Source organism: Hyphomicrobium sp. NDB2Meth4 (assembly GCF_900117445.1).
Taxonomy (GTDB): Bacteria; Pseudomonadota; Alphaproteobacteria; order Rhizobiales; family Hyphomicrobiaceae; genus Hyphomicrobium_A.
On sequence record NZ_FPEJ01000003.1, the window covers coordinates 399,882 to 414,019 of the forward strand.

Genomic DNA, 14,138 nt, shown 5'->3' on the forward strand with positions numbered 1-14,138 from the left:
ATTTCCGTGTAGAATTGTCTGCATAGGGAAATTCAGAAAACAACCCTAGCGGAGGAGAAATTCATGGATCAACGAATGCTCGTTATTGCCCTTGTCGTCGTTGTCGTGCTGGGCCTCATTTGGTACTCGATGCAGCCCCCGCCCGCGACAGTTACGACACCCGCAGCCGCACCTCCAGCGGCGATGGAACCGGCCACGCCGCCGCCCGCGCCGACCACCACGCCACCGCCGGCCCCGTGATACCTCGAAGTTGTAGGAGGGCGCCGGCAGCAAGCTGGCGCCCTTGCCGCCGCCGGACTCACTTTGACGCCGATCCTCACCCTCGAGGACTTCAAGTGACGTCTATCATCCCGGCATAGAACCGGAAGCCCAGGAGAAATTCGCGCAGATCGGTCCCTCCAAGCTGCGCAACATCACCGCGCCATCAACGCGAAAACGCCCCATCCCAGGTACGAACGCGCGTATCTGGCATAGCGCTCAGGCGCCGACGTCAGTTCCGCGCGGACTTCGTTCGCGAACTCGTCTTCTCCGTTGGCTGCGAGCCATCGGCGCATCGTCAGCCACTTTGCCGCTTCATATCTGTCCCAGCTGTCCTGGTCTGCCAAGACCATTTCCACGACGTCCCAGCCGAGATCGCCGAACGACGCGACGAGGTCGGGAAGAAGAAGAAAGTCCGCGATCGAACCCGCGCGGCATCCCTTGGCGATGTCCTCCGTCGGCGGCATCTGCAGCCAGTACGGCTCGCCGATGAGGATGATCCGCCCGGGGCGAAGGCTCTTCACCAAAAGCTCGATGGTGCCAGCGACTCCCCCACCGATCCAGGTCGCACCGACACAGGCTGCGACATCCACCTTTTCATCGGCGACATAGCCGGCCGCATCGTCATGAACGAACTTCACGCGATCGGCGACCCCGAGCTCCTCGGCGCGCCGCTTCGCCTGCTCGCTGAACAGCCGGCTCATGTCGATGCCGGTGCCGCCGATTGCGTAATCGCGTGCCCAGGCACACAGCATTTCGCCGGAACCGCTGCCGAGATCAAGAACGCGTGCTCCGGCCTCGAGCCTCAACGCCGCTCCGAGCGTTGCGAGCTTCTCGGCAGTGAACGGATTATGGATGCGGTAGGCGCTTTCGGTGACGTTGAATATTCGCGGAATGTCCAAAGCAGAAATGCCTTTTCGGAGTGAACCCGGTACGTCGGCGACCTGCGCCCAGAACCGGGATCGAGGAGAGTGTCGCGCAGCTCGATTTATCGAAGCTGCGCTCTGATTAATGCTGGATCTGCGATAGCCGCGTTACGGTCCGCAGCTTCAGAGATTACGAATCAGGCGGCAGCCGATCGCCTAGGCCGCTTGCGATCGCGCGACACCTACCAGCCGCACTAGCTCTTTGCGCACTTCTTCGCCGCTGGCGACGCGCGTCGCGAACGGCAGTCGCAGCGCCCGCGCGCCAAGCACCAGATCGCAGCCTTCCGGATCGACGCCCGTCATGCGCCATTCGCCCGGCGCTCCGCCCAGCAGCTTCGTCGCATAGAGCGCAATCGCATCGGCATGATCGGCGTTCATGTGCTCGACGATGCCCGGCTCCGCTTCAATTAACGCTTCCGCGCCCGCAACGTCAGTCAGCAGATCACTGCCCGGAATATCGATGATGCGGCCAAAGCCGCCGATATAGTGCGCGCTGGCGATATCGAACGCGTAAAATGAAAAATCGGGGAAGTCCACGAACCCCGCCGCCGAGGGATGACGCTCAAGATACCGGCGGCGAGCCGTCGCACTCGTTGTCGGCCGCGCTTCGCCGATCAGCGTGATGCGCGCCCCCGAAAGCGGGTCGGCATCGAGCCCCGTTGCGTCGATAAGCAGCGTAGCGCGCTGGTCGGCGGTCAAATTCTTCGTATGAAGAGCCAGTTTAGAAATCAGCAAAAGAGGCGTGCCGTCAGGCTCGGTTGCAATGAGCAACAGCGAGGCATATGGATGCCCTGTGGGCTGCAGCACCGTACCGAGCGCACCCTTCTGAGCGGCGCGAATCATGGTCCGTGCCAGAGCCGCGGTTTCCTTAACAGGCGAATTTCCGGGCTGTTTCTTAGTCTCTTCAACAGACATGCGGACCTCCCCGCTTCCTCGATCTATCCTATTCAGATAACGTTCAGACAGAAATCACGAAATTGGCTTCGCCACAATTGATACACCTTGGAGCCATAAAGCGCGGCTGGGTGGTTCTCTGCCGCAGGTCGGGACATGATGAAAGAAAAAAGCACGATCGCGCTGGTCGATGATGAGCGCAACATTCTCACCTCGCTGCGCATGGCGCTCGAGGCTGAAGGCTACAAGGTGCGTACCTACAATGATGGCGTATCGGCACTCGAAGCACTGACTGAGGATCCCGCCGACCTTGGTATCTTCGATATCAAGATGCCGCGCATGGACGGCATGGAACTGCTGCGCCGTGTGCGTCAGCGCTCCGACATGCCGGTGATCTTCCTCACCTCCAAGGACGAGGAGATCGACGAATTGTTCGGCCTCAAAATGGGTGCCGACGACTACGTTGCAAAGCCCTTCTCTCAGCGCCTCGTCGTCGAGCGCGTCAAAGCCGTGTTGCGTCGCTTCCAGCCCAAGGAGCCCGGTGCCGCTCCTGAAATGGAAGCAGCGCATGTTCTCGAACGTGGCAAGCTGAAGCTCGATCCTGAGCGACACAACTGCCACTGGGACAACAAACCGGTGACGCTCACTGTCACCGAGTTCCTGATCCTGCAAGCGCTCGCCCAGCGCCCCGGCGTTGTAAAAACGCGCGACGCGTTGATGGACGCCGCATACGACGATCAGGTCTACGTCGACGACCGCACCATCGACAGCCACATCAAGCGCCTGCGCAAGAAGTTCAAGCAGGTCGATGACAACTTCGATGTGATCGAGACTCTCTACGGTGTAGGCTATCGCTTCAAGGAAGCTTGAGGCGCGGAGGGGGTATGGCGCTCGGAACCGAGCGAGCCGCGCAGCAGCAGCTATCGAATGGCACCGCAGGCATAAAAGGCTTTGCGAGTGACATTTTCTCGGCTGCTGCCGGACTCGCCAAGCGCCTGACGCAGAAGACTGGCGTAGCAGCTTCACGCGCTGTGCAGACTTCGCGCTCAGCAACACAAACAGCGATCGGCGCAACGACGTCCGCCTTCTGGCGGTCTGTCGACGCCACGCGCCGCACCGGCGCCGCCATCGCGCTTGGCGCGCAGAATGCTGCCGCCCGCGTCGATCCTGTCGGCGCAGATACGCCGCGTGCATTTGCCCCCGTACGTGACTGGTTCGCGCGTCAAGCGATCGTGCGCTTCTTCTCTGCCAGCCTTCTGCGCCGCATCCTCATCTCCAACCTGATGGGGTTCTTCATCCTCGTCGGTGGCATTCTCTATCTCGGCTGGTTCCATACCTGGCTCATCGACGCCAAGCTCGACGCCTTGAAAACGCAGGGCAAGATCATTGCCGATGCCATCGCTGCCAACGCCAAGGTCGTGCGCGAGCGCATCATCATCGACCCCAACGCCATTCCCGATAGCCAGAACAACGCCCCGAGCAACAGCAATACGAACAACTTCCCGTTCGACGGCCTCGCCGAGTTCGAGCTATCGATCCACCCCGAGGAAGTGACGCCGATCCTGCGCAAGCTGATCCAGCCGACCAACACGCGCGCGCGCATCTATGCCCGTGACGGAACGCTGATCGTCGACACGTCGCAGACCCTTGCCCGCTGGGCGACCTGGCGTAACGAGCCGCGTGTCAGCGACCGCGAGGCCCCGCCGACCCAGAATATCTGGACCCGCATCACCCGCTATTTGTTCCGCGAGCCGATCCCCGTCTATCAGGAGATCGGCACCGGCAACGGCATGGCCTACAAGGAAATCCAAGCCGCGTTGACCGGCGAGGAAAAAAACATGCTGCTGCTCAACCGCAAGGGTGAGCAGATCGTCTCGTTCGCCTTGCCCATCCGCCGCTTCGGCGAGGTGCAGGGTGTGCTGCTGCTCTCGACGCGCCCCGGCCAGATCGACAAGATCCTGAAAGAGGAACGGACCGTCATCCTCATCCTGGCAGCGATCGCGCTGCTGGCCTCGGTTGTCACATCCCTCCTGCTGGCCCGCACGGTAGCCGGCCCGATCCAGCGTCTCTCCGCAGCCGCCGAACGCGTCAGCGAGAACATCGACGCGCGCACTGAGCTGCCGCAGTACGCTGGCCGCACCGACGAGGTTGCGCAGATGGCCGCGGCATTCCAGGCCATGACGGGCGCTTTGTGCCGCCGCATCGAGGCGAGTGAGAAGTTCGCCGCAGACGTCGCGCACGAACTGAAAAACCCGCTCACCGCCGCCCGGTCGACCGCCGAGTCCCTCGGCTACGCCAAGACCGAGGAAGAGCGCATGCACCTAGTCTCGCAGATTCAGGGCGAGCTGAAACGCCTCAACCGGCTCATCACCGACGTCTCTAACGCTTCGCGCCTCGACGCCGAACTCGCGCGCAAAGAAATGCGCCCCATCGACGTCATCACCATGCTGCGGAACGTTGTAAACATCTTCCGCGACATCATCGGCGACGACACCCAGTCTCTCGCGCTGGAAGTGGGCAATGAATCCTTCCCCGGCGCCTTCTTTGTCAAAGGCGATGAAGGACGCCTCGGTCAGGTGATGACCAACCTGATCGACAATGCCATCTCGTTCCTGCCGCCGCACGGCACCGTCACCGTGAAGGCGCGCACCGCGGCCCCGTTCGTGGAGATCGTGGTCGAGGACGAGGGCCCCGGCATTCCCGAGGATCGGCTCGATATCATCTTTGACCGCTTCTATTCCGACCGCCCCGCGACCGACACCAGCCGCGGCAAGAACTCCGGCCTCGGGCTTTCCATCTCGCGTGAGATCGTGTTGTCTCACGGTGGCCAGATCTTTGCCGAGAACCGCTACGCCGCAGGCGCGGGACCCGGATCGCAGCCTTGCGGCGCCCGCTTCACCGTTCGGCTACCCATGGCCGCCTCGGCGCAGCGAGGAGGTACGCCCGTTGGGCGACGCAACTGACACTCACACGCTCCACGGAACGGCGGTCGCCCTCGGCGCCGCCGCCGCCCTCATCCTCGGGCCATCGGGATCGGGAAAGTCGGATCTGGCCCTGCGTTGTCTGGCCCTCGCACCCACCCCGATGCTGCCCCAGCCCCCCGTCCTCGTCGCCGACGACCGCGTCTTCATTGAGCGCACGGGCCATCGCCTTCGCGTCAGAGCTCCGGCCACCATCCTCGGCCAGATCGAGGTCCGCGGGTTAGGGATAATTACCGTCCCGCACCGTCCCGCAGCCGACCTCGTCCTTGCCGTCGAGCTGGTCGCTCGACAGGCGGTGGAAAGGCTTCCAGATCCAATCCCCTCGTGGGAATGCCAAGGAATCGGCATCCCCCTATTGCGCCTCGCCCCATTCGAGGCCTCCACCCCTGTCAAGCTCATGCTTGCGCTCATGCAGGTTGTGCAAGGCTTGGCCAACCAGCAGGAAACATGACAGCAATTCCTCTTGCGCCACCGCCGAACACTTGTAAATTCGGCCGCGCTGCAATTTGCTCCCCGCGGCACGGGGAACGGCACAATCGACGATCCCCATGCTCAAGCCATGGCTCCACCACGGACCCGGCATTAGACGAGATCGGCTCTAATTCATGATCGGACTTGTCATCGTCACGCATTGCGGGCTGGCGCTTGAGTTTCGTTCCGCGCTGGAGCACGTGGTGGGACCCCAGACGCAGCTCGAGACCGTCTCTATCGGTCCCGACGACGACGCTGCGGTCCGTCGTGGACAGATCGTCGACGCCATCCATCGCACCGACACCGGCGAGGGTGTGATCGTCCTGACCGACATGTTCGGGGGCACCCCGTCGAACCTCGCGATTTCCGCCATGGATGAGGCGAACGTCGAGGTGATCGCCGGCATCAACTTGCCCATCCTCGTCAAGCTCGCCAGTGTACGCAGCGAGATGCCCCTCGCCGAGGCTGTCGCCAGCGCCCGGGAGGCCGGCCGCAAGTACATCAAGGTGGCTAGCCAGGAGCTTTCTGGCGACGGTTCGGTTTAAGGATCAATGCCTGAGATAAAGGACAGCTCCCGTCCGGAAGCGATCGTGACCATCCGCAACCGCAAGGGTCTGCACGCGCGCGCATCCGCCAAGTTCGTCAAGTGCGCTGAAAGCTACGACGCCATCGTCACCGTAACGCGTGACGGCCAGGCCGTCGGCGGTACATCGATCATGGGCCTGATGATGCTCGCAGCCGGACCCGGATCGACCCTGCATATGACGGCAACCGGTCCCCAAGGGCCCGAAGCCCTGCAAGCGCTCGTCACCCTCGTTGAGGACGGCTTCGGGGAAGACTGCATCGACGACGCATGAAAAAAGGGGAGCACCATCGGTGCTCCCCTTACTCTTTCGGACTCTCGAGCAAGCTATTTTGACAGATAGACCGTGGTCAGCTTGACCGCGATATCGGTGAACGCGCTCTGTAGCTCCAGGGCATCCGCCGCATTGTAATACTTCGTTTCGTCGGTGGCGCACGCCTTGAGGGTTTGTGCCGCGAGCGACGACGTGCTGACGTCGAAGCCCACCGTCCACACCTCGACGCCCTTCGCCTTCATGTTTTCGCACAGCTCTAGTGCCTGCTTGGCCGAGCAGCCGTTGGCTGCCTGGGGGCACGAGGACGTGTAGCCATAGTTGGCCAGGACACCATTGTCGTCATACTGCGTGTTGTAGTCGCCATCCGTCATCAGGATGGCCACCTTCTTCACCGAGTTCTTCCCTGTCCCCGACGAGTAGTCGCGCGCCTGATTTTCGCTCTCCCACAACGTGTTCCACTCCGGAGACAGCGTATACCACGCCCACGCTGTTCCAAGGTGACCGGCCGTACCGCCAGTCGCAGTCAGGTTCGAGATCTTGTCCGATAGCACCGTCGTGTCGCTCGTCAACGGCTGCACCGTGCCGCTCGAAGGCACCGTGCAATCGGCATAGCTGTTCGCGGCTGCCAACAGCGCGTTCTTCTGCGAAGTGGAAAGCTTGGTGTTCTTCTTCCAGCTGATCGTCACCACCTCGCCGGTTCTGGCGCTGCTCTTGCCGTCGATGACCACCGTGCCGTCCGTGGTGGAAATGGCTGCCACCTGCTCGCGGTGCGGCATGACGTAGTTGTCGGCACTCGGCTCTGTATCGGTGTAGCGGTCGCTGGTCATTCGCTCGACGACGCATGTTTCAGCGCGGTTATAGAGCGTTTGCGTCGATCCGCTCTTCACCATCAGAACCTTCGGCGGGCTGCCCGTGGCCGCAGCATAGACGCTCGCCGAAGGCAAACGGATGTCCTCCGAGAACGGCACGATAGCGATCGTGGTTTTATCTTCTTGGTTCTCGTTCGCCTGTGTGACGATATCCACCAGCTTCTGTGCCGACGTCTTCAAAGCGGAGAGCTTCGTGCACGGCATGCACATGGAGCCGGTAACGTCGAGCATCATTGCGATCTCGGTCTGCCCAGCCTTCATGCCGAGCTGCGAGCCGAACTTCGTCTGCGCCAAGCTGATCAGCGGCAACTTATCGACTGCCGCAAGTTGCAGGAACGGCGTGTCGATGTACGCATTGCCCGACGCACTGAGACCCAACCCATTGTCGGCCACAGTGAACGCAACGGTATCGTTCGTCACCGGCAGCCGCGACTTGACGTTCTCGTTGTAGTAATTCGTCGCCGCTTCAACGGCCGAGTCCTTATCGCCGGTCAGCTGCAGCGTCCGACCGCCCGCAAGAACGGCAGCGTCGATCGCCGACAGTGTCTGATTGCGCGCATGCAGCCAGCGGCCAACGTCAACGGCCGCGCCGATCGAGAGCATCAGCACGACGATCGTAAGACCCATGATGATCGCAACGTTGCCACCCTCGTCGTCACGAAACCGACGCAGGCCGTCCCGGAGCCGCTGCTGACGCCCCAACCACAACTTCATCTTCGCCACTCCTGCGAGTACTCTTTTGTCGTTTGAGAGGACTATGCGGCGGCCAAATATTGAAAGTTCTTAAAAGCGCTAAAATTTATTAGTATTGCTTAATCAGAAGTTATTCTTGGGTTTATCTCGCTACGTCTTTGCGAAGCCGCGCGTTCGCTAGCGCACTTAGCAGGCAGCCAGGCTAATGCCGGCGCCGGCCCCGGAGAACATATAAGGACTTGTTTATATCTTTGTTGCGCGACCCGTCACCGGCCGTTAGAAGGGCGCATGCCGAGGTGGCCGAGGCATTTCCATTGCCGGCCGCCCGCCTCCCCCTAAGGCGCCATTGGGCGCCCAGCCGCAAGGAGCAGAGCCCATGGGCAAGCCGACCGACTACGTCGTCAAAGACATCAACCTCGCCGATTGGGGGCGCAAGGAAATCTCGATCGCCGAGACCGAGATGCCCGGCCTGATGGCGACGCGCGAGGAATTCGGCAGCGCCAAGCCCTTGAAGGGCGCACGCATCGCCGGCTCGCTGCACATGACCATCCAGACCGCCGTGCTGATCGAGACCCTGGCAGCCCTCGGCGCCGACATCCGCTGGGTCTCCTGCAACATCTATTCGACCCAGGACCACGCCGCGGCCGCCATCGCTGCCGCCGGCATCCCGGTGTTCGCCTACAAGGGCGAGAGCCTTAAGGAGTACTGGGACTTCACCGCCAAGCTGTTCGAGTGGGGCGACGGCGGCGTACCGAACATGATTCTCGACGACGGCGGCGACGCGACGATGTTCGTGCACCAGGGTGTTCGCGCCGAGAACGGCGACACCATGTTCCTCGACCAGCACAACAGCGAGGAAGAAGAGATCTTCTTTGCGCTCATCAAGCGCATGCTCAACGAAAAGCCGAAAGGCTGGTTCTCGAACATCGCCGCCAATATCCGCGGCGTCTCGGAAGAGACGACCACGGGCGTGCATCGCCTCTACGACATGCAGAAGGCCGGAACGCTTCTGTTCCCCGCCATCAACGTCAACGACTCGGTCACCAAGTCGAAGTTCGACAACCTCTACGGCTGCCGTGAATCGCTCGTCGACGGCATTCGCCGCGGCACCGACGTCATGATGGCTGGCAAGGTCGCGATGGTTGCCGGCTTCGGCGACGTCGGCAAGGGCTCGGCTGCCTCGCTGCGCAACGCAGGCTGCCGCGTTCTCGTCTCCGAGATCGATCCGATTTGCGCCCTGCAGGCGGCGATGGAAGGCTACGAGGTCGTCACCATGGAAGATGCGGCCCCGCGCGCCGACATCTTCGTTACGGCAACCGGCAACAAGGACGTCATCAAGACCGAGCACATGCGCGCGATGAAGGACCGCGCCATCGTCGCAAACATCGGCCACTTCGACAACGAGATCGAGGTTGCCGGCCTCAAGAACTTCAAGTGGAACAACATCAAGCCGCAGGTCGACGAGATCGAGTTCCCCGACGGCAAGCGCATCATCCTTCTTTCCGAAGGCCGCCTCGTGAACCTCGGCAACGCCATGGGTCACCCGTCCTTCGTCATGTCGGCCTCGTTCACCAACCAGACCCTCGCGCAGATCGAGCTGTGGGCCAACGCCGGCAAGTACGAGAAGAAGGTTTATACGTTGCCTAAGCACCTCGACGAGAAGGTTGCTCGCCTGCATCTCGAGAAGATCGGCGTGCAGCTGACGAAGCTTTCACCCGAGCAGGCCGCTTATATCGGTGTCCAGCAGGAAGGCCCCTTCAAGTCGGACCACTACCGCTACTGATCGGCCACTTCCCGACGCTTCAAATTGGCGCCTTCCCGGCTGCGGGAGGGCGCCTTTTGCGTCTAATGGCACCCCGGGCTCGGAAGCCCTTCTGCGTCTTACGGGCAGCACCCATCAACCAATTGCACCCCCAGGTCCCTCGCGCGCCCTGCGGCGCTGGCAACCCTCCCATCGGCTCCGCATAATCGAAAACGATTCGCCTTCTCGCAGGGGCGATAACCGCCGGGCCTTTGTCCTTTGCTCGTTGCGTCTTTGGCCTCGGGTTCCCCACTTTTTTCATGGACCCCGATGCAGTCCACTGCCCACAGAAGAAGAAACGAAATTCGTCCGCGCGAGCTGCTGGCGCTAGGCATTGCGAGCCTCGCCTGCGTTCTTGTAGTCGCCGCGGGCGTAATCTCGGGCGGCGTGCCGACGCTGTCTTTCGGTGAGATGAAGCCCCTCGCCGCAATTGGCTTCATCATCGGCGCTGTCCTCTTCATCGCAGCTCTTCTGTCGCTGACCGTCGTGCGGGCCAAGCGAGAGGAAAAGCGGGCGCTCGCAGAAGCCGGGGAACTGAAGCGCAGCCTCGCGGCCACTGATTCGATTATCCGTGCCGAGCCCCAGGTGCTGCTCTTCTGGGAGCAAGACAGCCCACTGCGGGTGGCAGCCTTTTCCTTGAGCGGCATTCCCGGCCTGCCCACCACGCCTGAAGCGTTCCTGCGCTTCGGCCAATGGCTGGAGCCCGCATCCGCCACCACCCTCAAGCCGGCCATCGACGCGCTCTTCACGCAGGGCCACCCGTTCAGCATCGTCGTGCGCACGATCGCCGGCGGCCACGTCGAGGCTGAGGGCCGCACCGCCGGTGGCCGCGCGGTGCTGCGCTTTCGCGACGTCGCCGGGCACCGTGCCGAAGTCGCGCGCATCCTTGCCCAACATCAGCGTCTGTCGCGCGAAGTGCGCGCCAGCCGCGCGCTGCTTGACGCGTTGCCGATACCGGTCTGGCTGCGCGCCAAGGACGGACGCATCACCTGGGTCAACAGCGCCTACGTCCGCGCTGTCGAAGCACGCAGCCGCGCCGAGGTGCAGGAGCGTCAGATCGAGTTGCTGGAGCAGCGCCAGCGTCGCGCAGCTGCCCGCGTGCTGGCGCGCGGCGAGAGCTACCGAAACCGCATTCCTCTCATCGTCGGCGGTGAGCGCCGCACACACGATGTCACTGTCATTCCGTTCGAGGACGCCGTAGCCGCAGCCGCCATCGACGTCATGGCAACGGAGAAGCAAGGCGAGGAGCGCCCCGCGCTTGCCTACGACCGCACGCTGGATCGTGTCGCCACCGCCGTTGCCATCTTCAACGCGCAGCAACAGCTCGTGTTCTTCAACGAGACCTATCGCAAGCTCTGGCAGCTTGACGAGGATTGGCTGAAATCGCGCCCAACCGAAGGCGCGGTTCTCGATCGTCTGCGCGAATTGGGGCGCCTGCCCCAAGTGGTCAACTACGCCGAGTGGCGGAGCCGGATCCTCTCCGCTTACGGCGAAGGCACCCCTGAGGATGACACCTGGCTGCTCCCCGACGGCCGCACTTTGCAGGTACTCACCGAGAAGCGCTCCGATGGCGGCGTCACCTATCTGTTCGTCGACGAGTCCGACCGCCTCGCTCTCGAGCGCGATTACAACGCACTCATCGGCGTGCAGCGCGAAACACTCGACAGCCTCAAGGAAGCCGTCGCAGTGTTCGGCACTGACGGCCGTCTCAAGCTATTCAACTCCGCGCTGGCTAACATCTGGCAGCTGCCGCCTCGTCAGCTTGCCGAAGAGCCCCACATTGACGAATTCATCGCGCAAGCTCGCGAGTACTGCGATGATCCCGTCACCTGGAGCCGCCTCAGCCGCGCCGTCACGTCCTTCTCCGAGCAGCGCGAAGAACTTGGCGGCCAGATGGTGCGCCCCGACGGCACCTTCATCGACTACGTGGTGATGCCGCTGCCTGACGGCGCCACGCTCGTCACTTTCGCCGACGTCACCGACAGCAAGCGCAACGAGCGCTTGCTCGCCGAGCGCAACGAAGCGCTTGTCGCCGCCGACCGCATGAAGAACGCCTTCATCAGTCACGTGTCGTACGAGCTGCGCACGCCGCTTACCAACATCATCGGCTTCAGCGATCTGCTCGGCAACCCGCACATCGGCACGCTAAATAGCAAGCAGCAGGAATACCTCGGCGACATCTCCACCTCGTCGAAGACACTCCTCGCCATCATCGACGACATCCTCACGCTCGCCACCATGGACGCCGGCACCATGGAACTGAAGCAGACCAACGTCGATGTTCCCGCCGTCATCGATGCCGCCATCCTCGGTGTGCGCGAAGCCGCCCAGCGCGCGCGCCTCTCGTTGCACATTGCCGTCGCCGACGACGCCACCCACTTCATCGCCGACGAGGCGCGCGTGCGCCAAATCCTGTTCAACATCCTCTCCAACGCCGTCAGCTTCTCCAAACCCGGCGACAAGATCACCATCACCTCGCGCCGCGACGCCGACATGATCGTGTTCACCGTCACCGACGAGGGCGTGGGCATCCCGAAGGACGAGCAGGCGCGGGTGTTCGAGCGCTTCGAAAGCCGCAGCCTCGGTGCCGGCCACCGCGGCGCCGGCCTCGGCCTTTCCATCGTCAAGAGCCTCGTGGAGATGCACGGCGGCACCGTCTGGCTGGAATCGGAGCCCGGCCACGGCACCAGCGTCACTGTGCGCCTTCCCGCCCGGGGCCGACCTGCTATTGCAGCCGAGTAGTCTGCCCCAAGAAGGCCCCGAGGGTTCGCTATCGGCCGGGGGCAGCCGAGCCTGAAGTGAACCGTAGATGCCCGCCACCCACGTCATCGAAGCCGTAACCGAGAGCCAGCTCCTGCGCCTGAGCGAGGCGCTGGCCTTCATAGCCCGTCGCGGCGACCTTTTCGCCCTCAGCGGCGAGCTCGGCGCCGGCAAAACCACGCTGGCGCGCGCCGTCATCCGCGCCCTCTCCGGCGACAAGGACGAGGAAATCCCCAGCCCGACGTTTACCCTGGTCCAGACCTACGCGACCCCGCGCATGCAGGTGGCGCACTTCGATCTGTACCGACTCGGCGCCGCCGCCGAACTGGAGGAGCTTGGCCTTGATCTCGCCCTCAAGAACGGCATCGCACTTGTTGAGTGGCCCGAGCGCGCAGACGACCTGCTTCCCGCCGACCGCCTCGACATACGCATCGACGACGATGGCTCATCTGGCGCCACCCGCCGCCTGACGCTGACCGGCCACGGCGACTGGGCCGCGCGCCTCGATCGCTTCATGGCGATGCGCAATCTCATCGGCGGCGGCGGCGCGAACGGCTCGGGCAACGGGGGCGACTGCGAGCTGCGCTACATCCAGGGTGATGCCTCCGTACGCCGTTACGGCCGGCTGCTGCGCCACGGCGCCCCTGACGCGATCCTTATGGACTGGCCGCGTCAGCCCGATGGTCCGCCCATCCGCAACGGACTTCCCTACAGCCGTCTCGCGCACCTGGCGGAGGATGTTCGCCCGTTCGTCGCCGTTGCCGATGCTCTCGCCGCTGCCGGCCTCACCGTACCCCACATCCGCGCTCGCGATCTCCACAACGGCTTCCTCATCCTCGATGACCTTGGCGACCGCGTCTTCGGCCGCGAGATGGTCATAGGCACCAATCAGGCAACGCTCTGGCAGACCGCAACCGATGCGCTTGTCGCCCTGTCGCGCGCGCCGGCTCCCGAAACGCTGCCCGTACCCGGCGGCGGCGAGCACCGCGTTTCCGCCTACGACGCCGACGCCATGGCCATAGAGACCGAGCTGATCACCGACTGGTACTGGCCGGCGCTGCGTGGCGATCAGCTCCCCGCCGACGATCGCGCGACGTTCAGCGCTCTCTGGTCCGATGTCTTCACCGAACTCGCCAAAATGCCGGCCGCCTGGGTGTTGCGCGACTACCACTCGCCCAATCTTCTCTGGCTGCCCGAGCGGGAAGGCATTGCGCGCGTGGGAGTGATCGACTTTCAGGATGCCATGCGCGGCCCCGCCGCCTACGACCTTGTCTCTCTGCTGCAGGATGCACGCGTTGATGTGGCACCCGAACTCGAAGCAGAACTGTTCGAGCGCTACTGCGCTGGCGTTGCCGCCTACCCCGGCTTCGACCGTGATGCATTCGCCTTCGCCTACTCAGCGCTCGGCGCCCAGCGCAACACCAAGATCGTCGGCATCTTCGCTCGCCTCGCCAAGCGCGATGGCAAGCCGCAGTATCTGCAGCACCTCCCACGGCTCTGGCGCTATCTCGACCGCGATCTCGCACACCCGCGCCTCGCGCCCCTCAAGCGCTGGTACGACGCCCACTTCCCTGCCGACGCCCGCGCCATTCCGGCCGCCATTCCCGTCGTCTGAAAACGGAGCTCAT

At 63.2% G+C, this 14,138-nt stretch carries 12 protein-coding genes; 9 read left to right on the top strand and 3 right to left on the bottom strand.

What is annotated here, in order from left to right; genetic code table 11:
• Positions 1-63: 63 nt before the first annotated feature.
• Positions 64-240, top strand: a complete 177-nt coding sequence (locus NDB2M4_RS20185; protein WP_171988054.1) for a hypothetical protein — start codon at positions 64-66, stop codon at positions 238-240.
• A gap of 173 nt (positions 241-413) precedes the next feature.
• Here the strand turns inward: NDB2M4_RS20185 and NDB2M4_RS08085 are convergent, their stop codons facing one another.
• Together NDB2M4_RS08085 and NDB2M4_RS08090 are read right to left on the bottom strand one after the other, a co-directional pair.
• Positions 414-1,160 carry an SAM-dependent methyltransferase gene (locus NDB2M4_RS08085; RefSeq protein ID WP_072372858.1) on the bottom strand — a complete coding sequence of 249 codons (747 nt, stop codon included), beginning with the start codon at positions 1,158-1,160 and terminating at the stop codon, positions 414-416.
• Positions 1,161-1,340: 180 nt separating this feature from the next.
• Positions 1,341-2,099 carry a HugZ family pyridoxamine 5'-phosphate oxidase gene (locus NDB2M4_RS08090; protein WP_072372861.1) on the bottom strand — a complete coding sequence of 253 codons (759 nt, stop codon included), beginning with the start codon at positions 2,097-2,099 and terminating at the stop codon, positions 1,341-1,343.
• 138 nt (positions 2,100-2,237) lie between these two features.
• Between NDB2M4_RS08090 and NDB2M4_RS08095 the strand changes: the two genes are divergently transcribed.
• The 5 genes from NDB2M4_RS08095 (at position 2,238) to NDB2M4_RS08115 (ending at position 6,387) form a co-directional block, all read left to right on the top strand.
• The gene (locus tag NDB2M4_RS08095; protein ID WP_072373437.1) at positions 2,238-2,948 is read left to right on the top strand and encodes a response regulator transcription factor; all 711 of its coding nucleotides are present in this window, start codon (positions 2,238-2,240) and stop codon (positions 2,946-2,948) included.
• A gap of 14 nt (positions 2,949-2,962) precedes the next feature.
• Positions 2,963-5,041 carry a stimulus-sensing domain-containing protein gene (locus NDB2M4_RS08100; protein WP_072372864.1) on the top strand — a complete coding sequence of 693 codons (2,079 nt, stop codon included), beginning with the start codon at positions 2,963-2,965 and terminating at the stop codon, positions 5,039-5,041.
• Positions 5,025-5,510, top strand: coding sequence for an HPr kinase/phosphorylase (locus NDB2M4_RS08105; protein ID WP_072372867.1), 486 nt, complete (start codon positions 5,025-5,027; stop codon positions 5,508-5,510). Before NDB2M4_RS08100 ends, NDB2M4_RS08105 begins: the two co-directional genes overlap by 17 nt.
• Positions 5,511-5,664: 154 nt before the next feature.
• Positions 5,665-6,075: a PTS sugar transporter subunit IIA gene (locus tag NDB2M4_RS08110; protein ID WP_072372870.1), complete on the top strand. Its 411-nt coding sequence runs from the start codon at positions 5,665-5,667 to the stop codon at positions 6,073-6,075.
• A 6-nt stretch (positions 6,076-6,081) separates the two neighbouring features.
• Positions 6,082-6,387, top strand: coding sequence for an HPr family phosphocarrier protein (locus NDB2M4_RS08115; RefSeq protein WP_072372873.1), 306 nt, complete (start codon positions 6,082-6,084; stop codon positions 6,385-6,387).
• 53 nt (positions 6,388-6,440) lie between these two features.
• Here the strand turns inward: NDB2M4_RS08115 and NDB2M4_RS08120 are convergent, their stop codons facing one another.
• The gene (locus NDB2M4_RS08120) at positions 6,441-7,970 is read right to left on the bottom strand and encodes a vWA domain-containing protein (RefSeq protein ID WP_072372876.1); all 1,530 of its coding nucleotides are present in this window, start codon (positions 7,968-7,970) and stop codon (positions 6,441-6,443) included.
• A gap of 355 nt (positions 7,971-8,325) precedes the next feature.
• Between NDB2M4_RS08120 and ahcY the strand changes: the two genes are divergently transcribed.
• From ahcY to tsaE, 3 genes are all read left to right on the top strand, one after another.
• On the top strand, positions 8,326-9,732 hold the full coding sequence (ahcY, locus tag NDB2M4_RS08125) for an adenosylhomocysteinase (protein ID WP_072372879.1): 1,407 nt from the start codon (positions 8,326-8,328) through the stop codon (positions 9,730-9,732).
• Between the two features lie 288 nt (positions 9,733-10,020).
• On the top strand, positions 10,021-12,492 hold the full coding sequence (locus tag NDB2M4_RS08130; protein WP_072372882.1) for a sensor histidine kinase: 2,472 nt from the start codon (positions 10,021-10,023) through the stop codon (positions 12,490-12,492).
• A gap of 67 nt (positions 12,493-12,559) precedes the next feature.
• On the top strand, positions 12,560-14,125 hold the full coding sequence (tsaE, locus tag NDB2M4_RS08135; RefSeq protein WP_072372884.1) for a tRNA (adenosine(37)-N6)-threonylcarbamoyltransferase complex ATPase subunit type 1 TsaE: 1,566 nt from the start codon (positions 12,560-12,562) through the stop codon (positions 14,123-14,125).
• Positions 14,126-14,138: the final 13 nt, after the last annotated feature.